The sequence below is a fragment of the Candidatus Paceibacterota bacterium genome, assembly GCA_035452965.1.
Lineage (GTDB): Bacteria > Verrucomicrobiota > Verrucomicrobiia > Limisphaerales > UBA8199 > UBA8199.
In genome coordinates, this window is sequence record DAOTCE010000028.1 from 1 (window position 1) to 15,720 (window position 15,720).

Consider the following 15,720-nt stretch of genomic DNA (forward strand, 5'->3'; position numbering starts at 1 on the left):
AAGCTCTGTGAATAACTTTCATGAAAACACCACTTGCAACCCAGAGAATATCTCAGGCACCCCACACGCCCAAGCCGGCTACGGCGATGGGACGGCGTCAATCCGGCGGGACCCCGGTGTGGTTCCCATGGGGGCCGACCCCCATGGGAACCACACCGGGATGTAACGGGTGTCACAGCGTGATCGCACCGGCATTTCCGACTCTGGAGGGCTCTGACGAAGGGTGTGCTCGGGCACCACGACTGTCTCAAAACTGGACACTGCGCCAATTCCTACCGAAATGGTGATTCGGTTCTGGAATACGGGACTGTATTTGTGGATTGCCGTAACCAGACGAAATCCAAACCGCGATTGGAACGCAGACTGGGAAGGACGCCAGTTCACCGGCATCGCATTATGCCTTCCGCAGCCACAGTCCTTTTGCCTTTGACCTGTCAGCAACACGCGGGCAGGCTGTGGCTGTGTGCTGAACCGCGTTAACACCACACCTTGAAGCTATGACGTCACGTGAACGAATACTTGCCGCGCTGAACCATCAGGATCCGGACCGTGTGCCGATTGACCTGTCCGGGCACCGTTCATCGGGCATCGCGGCAATGGCCTATGCCCGCTTGCGCGAACACCTTGGCCTGCCGAAGAAGCCCATTCGCGTCTATGACCCCGTGCAGCAGCTTGCCATCGTGGATGAAGACGTCTTGCAGCTTTTCAAGGTGGACACGATCGAGCTGGGCCGCGCCTTCGCCCTCGAAGACAAGTACTGGGCGGAATGGGTGTTGCCCGACGGAACCCCCTGCCTTATGCCGGCTTGGGCCAAGCCCGACCGCCTGGACAGCGAGTGGGTGCTGCGCTCTTCCTCCACTGGCAAGGTGATTGCGCGGATGCCCGAAGGAGTCTGGTATTTCGAGCAGGCGAATTTCCCGTTCCTGGAGCGCGAGGACCTGGACCGGCTGGAGGCCGAGTTCGCCGAGTGCATGTGGTCGGGGATCGCGTCGCCGCCCGGGCCGATGGTGAGCGGCGCCGACGGCGGGGCGGTGCTGGCGGAAGGCGCGCGCAAGCTCCGGCAGCAAACCGACCGCGCGATCATCGGCCTGTTCGGCGGCAACCTGCTGGAGTTCGGCCAGTGGTTCTACCGCAATGACAACTTCTTCATGCTGCTGGCCGGCGAACCAGAGCGCGCTCACCGGTTCCTGGACAAGCTGACCGCGATCCACCTGCGCAATCTTGACCGGTTCCTCACCGCCGTGGGCGCGCAGATTGACATCATCCTCTTCGGCGACGACCTGGGCATGCAGTCCGGCCCGCAGGTCTCGCCCGCGATGTACCGGGAGTATTTCCAGCCCTGCGAACGCGCCATGTGGCAGATGGTCAAAGAACGCGCACCCCACCTGAAAATCCAGCTCCACTGCTGCGGTGGCGTGCGCGAGTTGCTGCCCGGCCTCATTGACGCCGGCCTGGACGCGATCAACCCGGTGCAAATCACTTGCCGGGGTATGGAGGCTGCCGGCCTCAAACGCGATTTCGGTTCACGCCTCACTTTCTGGGGCGGTGGCTGCGACACGCGCGATATGCTGATCAAGGGGACGCCCGCGCAAATCAGCGAGCACGTGCGTCGGCAGGTGGAAATCTGGCGGCCCGGCGGCGGCTTTGTCTTTCAGCAGGTCCACAACATCCTGGCCGACGTGCCCCCGGCGAACGTCGTCGCCATGTACGACACCGTGATGCGCGCTTAGGGCAGCGACGCCTCGCCGGGGCGTGCGCGTCCGTCCCTTCTGCAGAAGATATTGATTCCGCAGCTCCAACGCGGTTCAATCTGGCCCCGTGATCGCTAAACGAGTCATACCATGCCTGGACGTGCACGCGGGCCAGGTCACCCGCGGCGTCCGGTTCGGCATCGCCGAAGCGGGCGGCTTGCGCAACGTGGGCGATCCGGTCGAGCTGGCCATGCGCTACAATGAGCAAGGGGCCGACGAGATGGTGTTCTTCGACATTACCGCCACCGCCCATGGCCGCGCCACCATGGTGGATGTGATCGAGCGCGCCGCCGACCAATGTTTTATGCCGCTGACCGTCGGCGGGGGGCTCCGTTCCGTAGAGGATATGTACACCATGCTCCGCGCGGGCGCGGACAAGATCAGCATCAACTCCTCGGCCATCGCCAATCCCGACCTGATTCGGGCCGGGGCTGAGAAGTTCGGCAGCCAGTGCATTGTCGTCTCGATTGACGCCCGCAAAGTCGCGCCGGACCGCTGGGAGGTGTTCTCGCATGGCAGCCGCAAGGCGACCGGCTGGGACGCCGTCGAATGGGCCAAACGCGCGGTGTCCCTCGGCGCGGGCGAGATAGTGCTCAACAGCATTGATGCGGACGGCACCAGGGAAGGCTTTGACCTCGTCATCACACGCCGCATCAGCGAAGCGGTCGGTGTGCCAGTGGTAGCCAGCGGCGGCGCGGGCAAACTGGAGCACATGGCCGAGGTGCTGCTCGAGGGCAAGGCCGACGCCGTCCTCGCCGCGAGCATCTTCCACTTCGGCGAGTTCACCGTGGGCGAGGTGAAGAAGTTCCTGGCGGGCAAGGGCATTCCGGTACGGCCCGTTTGATAGGAGAGAGAGTAACCTCTGGTTGCATCAACCGGTGGGGCCCGGTCAACATTTTCATGGTCGGCAGGCCAGGATTTGCTACCTTAGTGCCTTGGCAGAAACGTGCTTATGAGCTTTTTAGATCAACTGAAGTATGACGCCAACGGCCTGATCCCGGCCATCATCCAGGAGCAGAAGACCGGGCGCGTCCTCATGATGGCCTGGATGAACCGCGTGTCATTGGAGAAAACCATCGCGACCGGCAAGACGCATTTCTGGAGCCGATCACGCCAGAAGTTCTGGATGAAGGGCGAGTCCAGCGGCCACACCCAGACAGTCAGGGCCATCGCCTTTGATTGCGACGGCGACACTCTGCTGATTCAGGTGGACCAAATTGGCGCCGCCTGCCATGAAGGCTACCAGTCCTGCTTCTTCCGAACCGTGGACGAAGATGGCGCCAGCCACCGGATCACCGAACCGCAGCTCCAAACGCCCGGGGAGATTTACGGAGCAAAGAAGTAATGGAGGACTTCGTCCCATTTGCCAGCCGCAGTTATTGTCTCATCTTTCTGCTGCTGATCGTCTCGCGGGGCATGGACTTCCTCAGCACCTGGGTAGCCACTCCCAACCTGGTGCTGGAAGGCAATCCCCTGGCCAAGAAGCTTGGCTGGAAGTGGGGCATTCCGGTGAACCTGGCGCTCTGCTTTGGCCTCTCCTTCTGGCCGTTGCCGGCAATTGTCATCGGCACCACGAGCACGCTCGTGGCCGCGCGCAATTTCCAGTCCGCCTGGCTGATGCGCTCGCTCGGTGAGCAGTTCTACCGCGACTGGCACATCGAGCGTGTTCAGGAAACCAACGTCACGCTCTACCTGTTCTGCCTGTTTGCCCAGACTCTGCTGACCGGTGGGGTGGGCGCGGCGGTAATCTACTTCAGCCACGGCCAACCCGTCTCGCTGGCGATCGGGCTCGGCATCGTGGCTTACGCCCTGGCGGTGGCCTTTTATACTCTGCTGGGAATCTGGCGCATGCGCCGCTCGACAATCCAATCAGCCCAGGCGGCCGAACGGAACCGAACGGCACAGAAAGCCTCTCCCCCACTCGGGAAGAACGACAAAGTCCTGCTCGCCGCTGGGCACCTTAACCCGCCGTGGGGCGACTAGCCTGGCACCGTCCAATATGTATTCACCCACACCCGATGAGTTTTTGAAGCTGGCTGGCCAAGGGAACCTGGTTCCCGTCACCCGCCGTTTGCTGGCCGATGTCGAGACCCCGCTCTCGGCCTACCGCAAGATCCGTGGGCCGGGTGAGTCGTTCCTGTTCGAGTCGGTCGAGGGCGGCGAGCACATCGGGCGCTACTCGTTCGTGGGCTGTAATCCGCGAGCGATTGTGCGGCAGATGGGCCGCAAGGTTGAGGTGATCGAAAACGGCAAGGTGGCCCAGGAGTTCGAGGTGCAAGGACCGGGTGGCGGGAAGAGCGCCGCCGCGCCGGGCCTGCGCGACGGCTTGGAGGCGGTCGAGCGTGTGATGAAGCAGTACCGCGCGGTGCCCGTGCCCGGCCTGCCACGGTTTACCGGCGGGGCGATCGGTTTCATTGGCTATGAATTCATCCACGATGTGGAACCCGTTGTCCGCCGCCCGCCCCACGACGATTTGCAGACCCCGGTGATCTATTTCCTGATCGCCGATCAGTTGCTCATCTTCGACCGCGTGACCCAGACCATTACCGTGCTGGTCAACGCGGTGCTGGACGACTCCACCAGCCCGGCCGAGGCCTATGAGGACGCCACCGGCGAGATTGACCGCCTCGTTTCACTGCTGGAGCAGCCGAGTGAGCACCGGCCGGTGACCGTTCCCGCGGAAGTGCCCGCGCTGCCTTTCGAGTCGAACCTGCTGCGGGAGAAGTTCGTCGCCAACGTGCTGAAGGCCAAGCAATACATCACCTCCGGCGACATCATCCAGATCGTTGGCTCCCAGCGCTTTTCCACCCCCGTCAAAGCTTGCCCGCTGGATGTTTACCGCGCCGCCCGCTCCATCAATCCATCGCCTTACATGTTCCTGCTGGAGTTGCAGGGCTTCTCGCTCGTGGGCGCCTCGCCGGAAATCCATGTCCGCTGCGAGGACCGCAATGTCGAGATTCGCCCGATCGCCGGCACGCGCCGCCGCGGCATGACGCCTGAAGAGGACCTCGCCCTCGAGCAGGAACTTCTCGCCGACCCCAAGGAGCGCGCCGAGCACGTGATGCTGGTGGATCTGGGGCGCAACGACCTGGGCCGGGTGTGCGACTACGGCACCGTGCAGGTCAAAGACCTGATGATTATCGAGCGCTACAGCCATGTGATGCACATCGTGTCCCAGGTCAAGGGCCGCCTCGCGGCGGACAAGTCGCCTTATGATTTGATGCGTGCGACCTTCCCGGCCGGCACGCTGAGCGGCGCGCCAAAGATCCGGGCCATGCAGATCATTGCCGAGCTGGAACAGACAGCGCGCGGCCCTTACGGCGGCTGCGTCGGCTATTTCTCCTTCAACGGCAACCTGGACTGCTGCATCACCATCCGCACGGCGCTCCTCAAGGACGGCCGCGCTTACGTCCAGGCGGGAGGCGGCTGGGTAAACGACTCGACGCCCGAAGGCGAATATCAGGAGACGGTGAACAAGTCCCAGGCGATGCTCAAGGCGGTTGCCATGGCCGAGACTTTCGGCGGCTAGCTCGGGCGTTATCTTTTGGTGCGGTCCCAAGCCCCAGCATTCTCGGGCCGGACAGACCCATTTACCCCGGCCTGGCTCCCGACCGTAATCGACCTCGACGGTGACCGCGCCCACCACCGTGCGCAGCGTCAGTCGCCGAGTCTGCCGCTGGCGCACGGGCAAAAAGAGCCCCAGCCTCTCGGGTTTGCGCTTGCAGTCGCCGCGCCAAACGCTGGCGCATCCATTCCTGCCCCTCGGCCAACACTTGAGCCTCGGCTTCCTTCAGTAACTGTGCACACGCTACTATCTTCTTAACGACTCCTCCCAACGTTGATGCGTGTTCTCTTGGTCGGAGAGGAACCGTTACCGCCTCATTACCTAGATACAGTCGCTAGTGTCCGGTTAAAGGTAATGCCCGATGCTGCATACGCCGAATCTCGCGAAAAACTGCACGCAATGGCCCGCAACGGAATTCAAATCGAACAATGCCAGACCGCTGCCGTCAGGCCTGTTGACACTGGTGGAAGTCGTTTTCAAACAGAGTTTAACTGGACACTACTGAGATACAGTGTCAAATTGCACCCCGAGTCCGCAAACAGAAGCTCTCTGGATTGGTTTCATTCAGTGTGTCCGTTAACCTATTGAACGATTAGCGAAGATCAAGCGCGCAGCCGCCCTCCTGGGGGTCGCGCATTGGCTCGACGGCCGTTTGGCCTGAACGTAAGTTTTATGACACCGAACCTTGGTAAGATAGACGATGCGATCCTGGCGCTGCTGCACCTGACCAGTTTTACGGAAGGCAGTGGGGCGCTCAAATCAACGCGCGCCTGGAAGGGACACAACTGGGACGCTTTGGCCCGCCTTCATGCCAAACGCTATATCAGTCATCCCGTCGGCAATGCCAAATCGGTCCTGCCCTCGGACGAGGGGAAAGCCCGCGCCGAGAAGCTATTCCGCCGCTTGTTTTGTGATTGAAGCGCAGGGATTAACAGCTGCCATCCGCGGGGCATTCCGGGCGCCGTATTCACATGATGTCTGAAGCACAGGAAATCAGCCAACTGATTACCACGGTGTTTCGCGCCTTCGCGCGGGCCGGCATTGACTTTCTGATCCTGCGCAATTATGAGGGACTGCCCAACTCAACCACCAACGACATTGACGTGTTGGTGGCGCCGGACCAGCGACGGCACGCGGAGCAAACCTTGGTGGCGGCGGCGGAGGCGGCCGGGTTTCGCCTACACAACCGCGCCGAGTTCATGCCCGTGGCCCTCTACTTGTCGAGCCGGCAATCCAATGCCCAAGCGCACTTCGATTTGTTCATCGCTTCGAAGTGGCGCGGGTTTGATTTCCTCAGTTGCCAGGGATTTCTCGAGCGCCGAGTCCGGCGGGAGTTGTTCGCCGTGCCGCATCCCGCCGACGAGGCCGCCACAAGCCTACTTTCTTTCCTGATCTACACGGGCAAGGTGAAGGAGAAATACCGGCCGTTCGTCGCCGCCAGCTTCCGCGCTGAGCCGGCGCTGGTCATGGACCGACTGGCGCAGACCTATGGCGCCGCGCGCGCGAAGTTCCTCCTGACCGCCGGGGTCGAGGAACGCTGGCGGGCGATCGAGGCTGCCACGGGCACTTTACGGCGGACTTTGATTGTCCGGCAATTGACGCGGCACCCCTGGCGGACCCTGCGGTCGTTATTGACTGATGCTTGGCGGTTGTGGTTGCGGTTCGTGCGTCCGCCGGGTTTGACCGTCGTGCTGTGCGGCGCGGGCGGCTGCGGCAAGTCCGCCATCGCCCAAGCCGTGGTCGCTGGGCTCGAGCGCACTTTCAGCCCGCTCAAGGGCCGGCATTTTCATTGGAAGCCGCCGGTGTTTACCGCCCGGCGGCGGGCGGCACGCGGGGCCGCTCCCGATCCGCACGGTCAGCCGGTGCGTAACCGGCTGGCTTCCTTCGGCTACTTCCTATTTCACTGGCTGGAGTTCTTTCTCGGCTCGCACCTGGTCTTTCGGCCGGCGACGTTCCGCGGCGGTTTGGTGCTGATAGACGGCTATTACTACGATCTCCTTGTGGACCAACCCCGCTTCCGCTTGCAGGTGTCCCTGGGCCTCGTTCGGTTGGGCTGCGCCTTACTGAAAGATCCGGACCTGGTGATACTGCTGGATGCGCCCGCCGAAGTGTTCCAGCGCCGCAAACAGGAAGTCCCGCTGGCCGAGACGGAACGCCAGTGTCGCGCTTATCGTGCGCTGGTGGGCGGCCTCCCCAACGGGCGCATCATCAACGCCGCCCAGCCCGTCGAGAAGGTGGGAACCGAGGTTAACCGGGCGATCCTGGATTATATGGCGGAGCGGACCCGGAAGCGCCTGGGCGCTGGACCGGGCCGGTCTTTTCCCGAAAGCGAGCGGGAGGAAATCTCGCCTTAAGGCCATGGCTGCGCTGCGGAATTTCTGGGAGGACCTGTTCGGCCACACAACGGGAGAGACTGCGGGCGCGCGGGTGGACATGCGCCTGGTCAGCAAGCACGGGCGGCCTTTCATGCTGCCGCCCCGCCAACTGCGCGTCGCCGTGGTTTCGTTGGGCCTCTTTCCGGCGCAGACACCCCGCGTGCGCTCCGCCCGGACCCTTTTGAGCTGGCACATGGGCGTGGCGGCTCCTTTCGGGACCAGGCCGATCAGTATTACCGTGGTTCCCCAGGAAGGCTTTGTGCGGTTCATCACCTCGCTGCCCGGAGAGCCGCGGCGGGCGTCGCCGACAGTGGGGATCCTAGCGGGAAATCCCGCCAAGGATGACCAACGCATCCTGATACTGGTTTTCGATGCCGCCCAAAACCCGGACGCGGCGGTCAAAGCCGCCCTGAGCGAGTGCGCACTGGCCCTAGTCGAAAAGGAAAGACCATTGCTTACGGCGATGCCGCAGAGCATCAGCAACGTGCCCAGGCTGCGCGCGACTTTCCTGTCGCCCCGCCCGGGCCAACGAGCTGTTTGGCCCACTGACCCAACGGCTCCCGGGGCGGACAGTTCAGGCGGCGCTTCAACACGGGGACTTTGCCCCCTGGAACATCACGGTCGCGCCCTCCTCGGGCGCTTGGACGGTGCCGGACTGGGAGCGGGGCGAACTGGCGGGCATTCCCGGGTAGGATTGGTTTCATTATGTGATCCAGCCCGCCATCCTTGTGGACCGTTTCCCCGCCGCGAGCCTGGTTCAGCGCCTCGAGGAACTGCTCAGTTCGGAGGCGTTCAAGGCTTGCGCGACGCGCGCGGGCATCCTAGGCTGCGAGCGCGAACTTGTTTTGGCTTAGCTGCTGTATGCGGTCGAGGTCATCAAACCCGCCGAAGGGTTGGCGGCGACGCGCGATTTGTTGCGCGCCCTGGTGGCACGGTGGCAGTGAGGCGCGTCCCTGCCAGGAATTGGGCGAGCTTGAAGAGGCCCCCTGAGTTTTGGCCTGACGCTGCCGGGGTCAGTCCGCTACTCTGCGCGCTGGTGAAACGAAATGCGATCATCCCGCCGGGATGCGGAATGCGCCTCTGGCTGGCGCTGCTGCAGTCGCAGGCGCAGGACGGCATCCTGGACAACGGCATCAGCGATTCTGAGAGCCTCGTGCCCAAGCCGCGCGCATTGACCGGCACCGGCTTCTACCACCTCAACGCGAAGCTATTGGCCAACATCGCGCGTGTGCTGGGGAAGGAAGCGGAGGCTCTGGCGAAGACCATCAAGACCGCGTTCAACCGGAGGTTCCTGCAGCCGGGCACGGGACGATACGACACCGCCACGCAGGCCTGCCAAGCGTTTGCGCTCTACCTCGGGCTAGTGCCGCCGAAAGAGAAAAACCGCGCGCTGGCGGTGCTGGTGCGGGAGATCGGAGAAACGCATCGCGGCCATCTGAGCACGGGCATCTTTGGCACCAAGTTCATGCTGCACGCGCTGGCGGACCTGGGGCGGGCGGACACGGCTTTCGGGGTGGTGAATCAGCGCACCTTTCCGGGTTGGGGGCACATGCTGGAGAACGGCGCGACAACGCTGTGGGAGCTTCGGGAATTCAGCGACAGTACTTATTCGCACAACCACCCGATGTTTGGGTCGGCGAGCGATTGGTGGCCGGAAAGCGCAAAGTTCAAGCTCCATGTTCGGGTCCCGGTCGGCGCCGTGGCAACGGTCTTTGTGCCGGCCAGGGAGGGCGCGGAACTCACGGATAGCGGCCAGCCGATCGCCCGCGCCGCGGGGGGGCGCTTCTCAGGCCGCGAAAACGGAAGCGCCGGGCTGAACGTGGTTTCGGGAGAATATGACTTCGCCTGCGCGCTCAGGTGAGCCGACTCGGCGCGGCGCGGCTGCGACAAAAGCTTTTTCTAGGCGCTTTCGGAGGGTAGCTTGCAGGTCAACCAGCGCTTAAATCGATGTACGAATCATAGGACAACCGGGTTTTGTGGAAACGCACGCAACACTTATCATCGGGGCCGGCTTGACCGGCCTTTCCTGCGCGTATCATCTGGCGGGGGATTATCTCCTGGTGGAGCGCGAGGGCGAACCGGGCGGCATGGCCCGCACGCACGAGCGTCATCCGGGCTTCCTGTGCGACAGCACCGGGCACTGGCTGCATCTGCGGAGCGACTACATGAAGGCGCTGGCACAGAAGCTTCTGCCCGGCGGACTCGTCGAGCACGGACGAAAAGCCGTCATCCACCTGTGCGACACGTTCACCCCTTACCCGTTTCAAGCCAACACCTACGGGCTGCCGCGGGAGGTGGTGCTGGACTGCCTGATCGGCTTGCTCAAAGCCCGGCACCCGGAAGACTTCGGCTTGAAGCCGGCGACGGCCGCACCGCGAGATTTCCGGGAATGGATCGTGCGGAACTTTGGCGAGGGCATCGCCCGGCATTTCATGGTGCCTTACAACGAGAAGCTCCTGGGCGTGCGGCTGGAAGAGTTGCGTCCGGAATACGCCGAGCGGTTTATCCCGCGGCCCTCGCTGGAAGATGTCGTCAAGGGCGCGCTGGGTTTTTCGCGCGAGTCCTTGGGCTACAACGCCCGATTTGTCTATCCGCGGGAAGGGGGCATCGGCGCCCTGCCGCGCGCGATTGCGCGGGCGCTGCAGGTCCCGCCGGTTTATGGAGTGGCGGTGGCCGAGGTGGACCACCAGAATCGGGTCGCCACGTTGTCCGACGGCCGCCAGGTGGCTTACCGGCGGCTCCTCAACACAGCGCCGCTGCCGCGGTTCCTGTCGCTGATGGCCGGCCTGCCGGAGGAGATTCGCGCGGCGGCGCACCATCTCCGCGCGACGACCGTCCGGTACTTCGACTTGGGCGTGCGCGGTCCCGGGGATATCGCCAGTGATCACCATTGGATATATTTTCCGGAGCCAGAATACGTCTTCTACCGCACAGGCTCCTATTCGGCGGTGCACCCGGGCACCGCGCCCTCGGGCTGCCGCAGCTATTACGTTGAGATGTCGGAGGGGGCAGCCGACTTGCTCAAGCAGCCTGAGCAGTTGAAGCAACGTGTGCTGTCCGACCTGCGGAAGGCTCGGGTACTTTCGAGCCGGGATGAGGTCCTGTTCATGAGATTGTGCGAAATCCCTTTCGCTTACGTCATCTTCGATCACAACTACGAGCAGTGCCGGCAAGTCATTCTTGATTACCTGGCAGACCAGGGCGTCATTTCCTGCGGTCGGTGGGGCGGGTGGGGCTACGGCGGAATGGAGGATGCCATGCTGGACGGCAAAGCGGCAGCAGCGCAACTGCAAGGATCCAAGTCCTAAGATGTAGGTCCTAAGACATTTTATGCGTTATCACTTCGACCCCAGGCGTAGTCGCGACCTCTATGAGAAGACGCTGATGCCGATACTGGCGAAGCACCCCCTCGCGCCCTATCTGGACGCGCGCAATGAATTCTACATCGAGATGCTCGATCGGCATGGGGCGTTGCAGGCGGGAAAGCATCTGGTGGACCTGGGGGCCGGGCTTTCGATCTTTGGTCCGTTGTGCCGCGCGCACGGCATGAAGGTAACCTTGGTGGATGATTTTGGGGGAGGGGGGGGGGTGGAAATGAGTCAGCGCGGCCAAGAGATTCCGTTGCTCGAGGCTTTCGAAAAGGAACTGGGCGTAGCGGTTGTGCGGGAGAATTTCCTGCAACATAAGCTGCCCCTGCCGGACAGGGAGGTGGACGTGGTGACCTGCTTCCACAGCCTGGAACACTGGCATCACTCGCCCAAACGGCTGTTCCGGGAAATCGTTCGTATCCTCAAGCCCGGAGGTTTACTGGTTCTCGCCACGCCCAACGCGGTGAATCTACGTAAACGGCTCTATGTCCTGTTCGGCCGAAGCAATTTTCCGCTTTTGGGGACCTGGTACGAAGATGGGGATCCGATCTATCGCGGCCATGTCCGTGAGCCGGTTATCCGGGATTTGGTGCAACTGATGCAATGGAATGGTTTGCGGGTGGTGGCCACTTATGGCCGTAACTTCATCGGTCGCGATAGCACGGCGCTGTGCTTCCTGCCGACCGCCCTGGTGCGTGGTATCGCGACGGGGTCGGACTGGTTGCTCCGGCACGTTCCGTCCTTGTGCTCGGACATCCATGTCATCGGGAGGGCCCCGATTTGAGGACGCGCGTCGTGATGAGCGCCTATGCGTGCAATCCGCGCGGCAGCGGCGAGCACTGGCTGGGCTGGGGTTGGGCCGAAGCGGCCGCGCGCAGCCACGAGGTGGAGCTGGTGACCACGCCCAAGGCGCGGACGGCGGTGGAAGAAAGCGCGCGCGTGGCCGGCATCACACCTCATTTCGTTGACGTGCCGGAGTGGCTGTGGCCGCTGGCCGACCTGGGCTGGGCGGGTTGGTCGCGCAAGCTGGCCTGGCAGAAACGGGTGGCGCGGTTGGTTCGCGAACTGCACCGGGAAAAGAAAATTTCGCTGGTGCATCAGACGACTTTCCACACCTTCCGGGTGCCGTTTCTGGCCGCCGGGTTGGGCATCCCGTCGGTGTGGGGGCCGATTGCCGGCGGGGAGCATGTGCCGCCCGGATTTGATCGTTACCTGGGGCCGGCGAGATGGGCCGAGAAGGGGCGGAATCTGGCGAACCGCTTTTGGCTGCAGACCCCTGCAGTCCAGCGTTCGCTGCGGCAGACCTCCGCGCTCTATGTGTCGAATCGCACGACGCTTCACTTTCTGCCGCCTCGCTTTCACGCCAAGTGCCGCATTGTTTCCCCGAACGCCTTGCGCCCAGAAGACCAACAATGGGTTTGTCCGCCCGCCGGGGCCGCCGTTGAGGATTCCACCTTTCGGATGCTTTATGTGGGCAACTGTGTGGCTAGGCGCGCCATTCCCCTGGTGTTGGAGGCGTTGCCGCAGGCGGGGTTGGCGGATTATGAGCTGGCGGTGGTGGGCGACGGTCCCGCGCTGGCGCACTGGAAGCGGCGGGCGGCGGAGTTGGGGCTGGCCGCCAAGGTCCAGTTTGTGGGGAAGGTGCCGCGCTCGCAACTCGACGCGTTTTATGCCCAGGCAGACGTGCTGGTGTTTCCGGCCTTGCGCGATAGCGGCGGTTCGGCCCTGCTCGAGGCCATGGCGCGCGGGGTGCCGGTCATCTGCCTGGATTGGGCCGGGCCGGGGGAAATGGTGGATGAAGCTTCGGGGATAAAGGTCCCGGTTTCGGCGCCGGAAGAGACGATCCGGGCCTTTGCGGCGGGACTGGTTCGGCTCCAGCGAGAGCCGGGGTTGCGCGCCAGCCTGGCCAAGGCGGCGCGGGCGCGCGCGGAGGCCCGGTTCGGATGGGAAGCCAAGCGGCAGTTGCTGGAGGCAACTTATCTAGAGCTTATCCACCCCGATGTTGGAGGAGAATGAGGTCTTGGCCCGGAGGTGCCTCTTGAGCTGCAGGCCACCGGGGATCAGGTCGCATCTCCCGAGGGTAAAGAGCTTTGTGAGTTGGCGCTTGATCCGGGCATAAGTCTGCAAAGCTTTGCCGATGATTCCTCCGGGCACGCCATATTCCTTGCGGATGGCGGCTGATTCCCTGGCCATGTTGGCCCGCACCCGCAGATCGGCGGACTGGCCGTGCTCGTGGTAGCGGTAGTTGACGATATGCACGGAGATGTGGCCGATACGGCAGCCGGCGCGGATCAGCCGCATGACATACTCGTAGTCGCAGCAGTTCTTAAACTCCCGGTAGCGGTAGCCGCCGAGCCGCAGGTAAACCGCTCGCTTAAGGAACAGGGTCTGATGATTGACGGTGTTATGCCCGAAGCGGATGATCTGCGCATCAAACCCCGCCTCCTCGCGCCGGAAGATCTCCCGGCCTTCGCCGTCAACGAACACAATGTCGCCAAACAAGGCATCCCAATCGGGATGCGCTTCAAAGGCCGCCGCGACTTCCCGCAGCACCCCCGGCCGGTAGCAGTCGTCCGCGTTGAGAATGGCAACGACGTCCCCGGAGGCCTGGCGCGTTCCTTTGTCCATCGCGTGATAATGGCCTTCGTCCTTGTCAGATACCCAGAGCAGGCGGGGATAGGCCTTGAGAATATCGAGGGTGCCGTCGGCCGAACCGCCGTCTATAACGAGGTGCTCGACGTGCGGGTAGTCCTGCTGCGCGACACTCTCGATCGTCGCGCGAATGGTATGAACGCTGTTGAAGCTGGGCGTGACGACCGAGATTCTCAGTGGCGACGGCATGGCAATGGTTGGATGCTGCCAAGCGTACGAGGTGAGGTCAATCGGCGTTTGATGTTGTTCCTGGGGCGGGCCTAGGGTTATATTCAGGTCAGTTATTGTTGGAATGAGCTTGTTGCGTAGGTCTCTGGGAGTCCCGAACCGCCGCATTGCGCTGGTCGCCGTGCTGGTGGTCGGGTTAGACCAGTTAACCAAGCAGGTAGTACTCCGCTTTTTCGGCTACACGCAGGAGAAAGTGGTTATCGAGGGCCTCTTCAAGTTCGTGCACTTGGGCAACACTGGGGCGGGCCAGGACAACTACCTGCGCAGCCCAGCGAAGCGCGCGGAGGCGTCTTCCCAGGCGGCGGCTTTCCCGGGCCGGAAAGTCGCAACGTCGCTGGACTTACGGATGACTTCACGCATCTCGCCCAGGGTGGACAGCTCGCCGCTGGCGCGCACCTGGACGAGCAGGTTACCCATCGCGGTTGCCTCGACGGGGCCGGCAATGACCGGACGCTGGCAGGCGTCGGCGGTGAACTGGTTGAGGATGCCGCTCTTGGAGCCGCCCCCGACGATGTGAATCACCTCAATGCGGTTGTCCGTGAGTTCCTCCAGCCAGCCCAGCACCTCGCGGTACTTCAGCGCGAGACTCTCGTAGGCACAACGGACCAGTTCGCCTTCGGTCTTGGGGACGGGCTGCCTGGTCTCCCGGCAGAAATCCTGGATGGCCTTCGGCATGTCGGGCGGGTTGAGGAAGCGCGAGTCGTCCGGGTTGACAATGGAACGGAGCGCCGGAGCCTTTGCCGCCAACCTGGCGAGTTGGCCGTATTCGTATTTCCGGCCGCGCGCGTCGAAGGCGCGTTTGCACTGCTGCACCAGCCACAGGCCCATGATGTTCTTGAGCAGGCGATAGGTGCCGTCCAGGCCGCCTTCGTTGGTGAGGTTGAGTTCCTGGGTGCGCGCGGACAGGGAGGCCTTCTTGACCTCGGCGCCCATGAGCGACCAGGTGCCGGAGCTGAGGTAAGCCCAGTTGGCCTTGCCGGTGTTGGCGGTGGGAACGCCAGCGACCGCCGAAGCGGTGTCGTGCGTAGGCGGGGCGACCACATTGACTTTGCGCAGGCCGGTCCGGTCCGCCACCCCGGGGCGCAGCGCGCCCAGCCGCGTGCCGGGCGGCACGACCTTCGGGAAAATGTGCGCCGGCAAGCTAAACTTCTTCAGCAGGCCGGTTGCCCAGTTGCGCGTGAGCGGATGCATGCACTGCGTGGTGGTGCCGTTGGTGAACTCCACCACCCGTGAACCACACAGCGCCCAGTGGATGAAGTCCGGCATCATGAGCAGCACATCGGCCGCCTCCAGCATGTCCGGGTTCGCCTGCTTGTGGGCCAACAACTGGAACAGGGTGTTGAACTGCATGAACTGCAGGCCAGTCTGGGCGAAGATTGCAGCCCGCGGCACCTTCTTGAACGCCTTCTCCATCATGCCGTTAGTGCGGGCGTCGCGGTAGGCGTACGGCTGGCCCAGCATCTCGTCACGGCGGCTCAGCAGCACGTAGTCCACCCCCCAAGTGTCCGCGCCGACCGAAACGATGGACTTGCCGTATTTCTTCGCCGCGAGAGCCAGGCCGTTCTGGATTTCGGCCCAGAGCCGCACCACGTCCCAGCGCAGCGAATCGCCCAGGTACACCGGGCCGTTGGGGAAGCGGTGGATTTCTTCGAGACGGATAGTCTTGCCGTTCCAGAGGCCGGCGACAACACGGCCGCTTTCGGCGCCGAGATCAATAGCGAGATAGGTGCGAGGCATGCTGAGTGGATAGAGATGCGGTCAGAAGTGCGTGGTGTGTGCCG

At 63.2% G+C, this 15,720-nt stretch carries 14 protein-coding genes; 12 read left to right on the forward strand and 2 right to left on the reverse strand.

The genetic code is table 11. The features are described 5' to 3' along the window. Window positions 1–497 precede the first annotated feature (497 nt). From P5205_17130 to P5205_17185, 12 genes are all read left to right on the forward strand, one after another. Window positions 498–1,730: a uroporphyrinogen decarboxylase family protein gene (locus P5205_17130; protein HSA12087.1), complete on the forward strand. Its 1,233-nt coding sequence runs from the start codon at window positions 498–500 to the stop codon at window positions 1,728–1,730. An 88-nt stretch (window positions 1,731–1,818) separates the two neighbouring features. Beyond that, a complete protein-coding gene (gene hisF, locus P5205_17135; GenBank protein ID HSA12088.1) occupies window positions 1,819–2,595 on the forward strand; it encodes an imidazole glycerol phosphate synthase subunit HisF in 777 nt (258 codons plus the stop codon). Window positions 2,596–2,703: 108 nt separating this feature from the next. Next, complete coding sequence (gene hisI, locus P5205_17140) at window positions 2,704–3,096, forward strand: phosphoribosyl-AMP cyclohydrolase (GenBank protein ID HSA12089.1); 393 nt, start codon at window positions 2,704–2,706, stop codon at window positions 3,094–3,096. Further along, window positions 3,096–3,734: a hypothetical protein gene (locus tag P5205_17145; protein HSA12090.1), complete on the forward strand. Its 639-nt coding sequence runs from the start codon at window positions 3,096–3,098 to the stop codon at window positions 3,732–3,734. Before hisI ends, P5205_17145 begins: the two co-directional genes overlap by 1 nt. 16 nt (window positions 3,735–3,750) lie before the next feature. Next, entirely contained in the window at window positions 3,751–5,280 is a 1,530-nt protein-coding gene (gene trpE / locus P5205_17150; protein ID HSA12091.1) for an anthranilate synthase component I, read from the forward strand. 708 nt (window positions 5,281–5,988) lie between these two features. After that, on the forward strand, window positions 5,989–6,234 hold the full coding sequence (locus tag P5205_17155) for a DUF6429 family protein (protein HSA12092.1): 246 nt from the start codon (window positions 5,989–5,991) through the stop codon (window positions 6,232–6,234). A 53-nt stretch (window positions 6,235–6,287) separates the two neighbouring features. Then, a complete protein-coding gene (locus P5205_17160) occupies window positions 6,288–7,670 on the forward strand; it encodes a hypothetical protein (protein HSA12093.1) in 1,383 nt (460 codons plus the stop codon). Between the two features lie 728 nt (window positions 7,671–8,398). Beyond that, complete coding sequence (locus tag P5205_17165) at window positions 8,399–8,545, forward strand: hypothetical protein (GenBank protein HSA12094.1); 147 nt, start codon at window positions 8,399–8,401, stop codon at window positions 8,543–8,545. Between the two features lie 182 nt (window positions 8,546–8,727). Then, on the forward strand, window positions 8,728–9,552 hold the full coding sequence (locus tag P5205_17170) for a hypothetical protein (protein HSA12095.1): 825 nt from the start codon (window positions 8,728–8,730) through the stop codon (window positions 9,550–9,552). Between the two features lie 115 nt (window positions 9,553–9,667). Next, a complete protein-coding gene (locus P5205_17175) occupies window positions 9,668–10,999 on the forward strand; it encodes an FAD-dependent oxidoreductase (protein HSA12096.1) in 1,332 nt (443 codons plus the stop codon). 22 nt (window positions 11,000–11,021) lie between these two features. Next, on the forward strand, window positions 11,022–11,843 hold the full coding sequence (locus P5205_17180) for a methyltransferase domain-containing protein (GenBank protein HSA12097.1): 822 nt from the start codon (window positions 11,022–11,024) through the stop codon (window positions 11,841–11,843). Continuing rightward, complete coding sequence (locus P5205_17185; GenBank protein HSA12098.1) at window positions 11,840–13,075, forward strand: glycosyltransferase family 4 protein; 1,236 nt, start codon at window positions 11,840–11,842, stop codon at window positions 13,073–13,075. Before P5205_17180 ends, P5205_17185 begins: the two co-directional genes overlap by 4 nt. Here P5205_17185 and P5205_17190 read toward each other — a convergent pair. Then, on the reverse strand, window positions 13,040–13,900 hold the full coding sequence (locus tag P5205_17190) for a glycosyltransferase family 2 protein (protein HSA12099.1): 861 nt from the start codon (window positions 13,898–13,900) through the stop codon (window positions 13,040–13,042). The two genes, P5205_17185 and P5205_17190, sit on opposite strands and share 36 nt — an antisense overlap. Before the next feature lie 294 nt (window positions 13,901–14,194). Beyond that, window positions 14,195–15,676 carry a rhamnulokinase gene (gene rhaB, locus P5205_17195; GenBank protein HSA12100.1) on the reverse strand — a complete coding sequence of 494 codons (1,482 nt, stop codon included), beginning with the start codon at window positions 15,674–15,676 and terminating at the stop codon, window positions 14,195–14,197. Window positions 15,677–15,720: the final 44 nt, after the last annotated feature.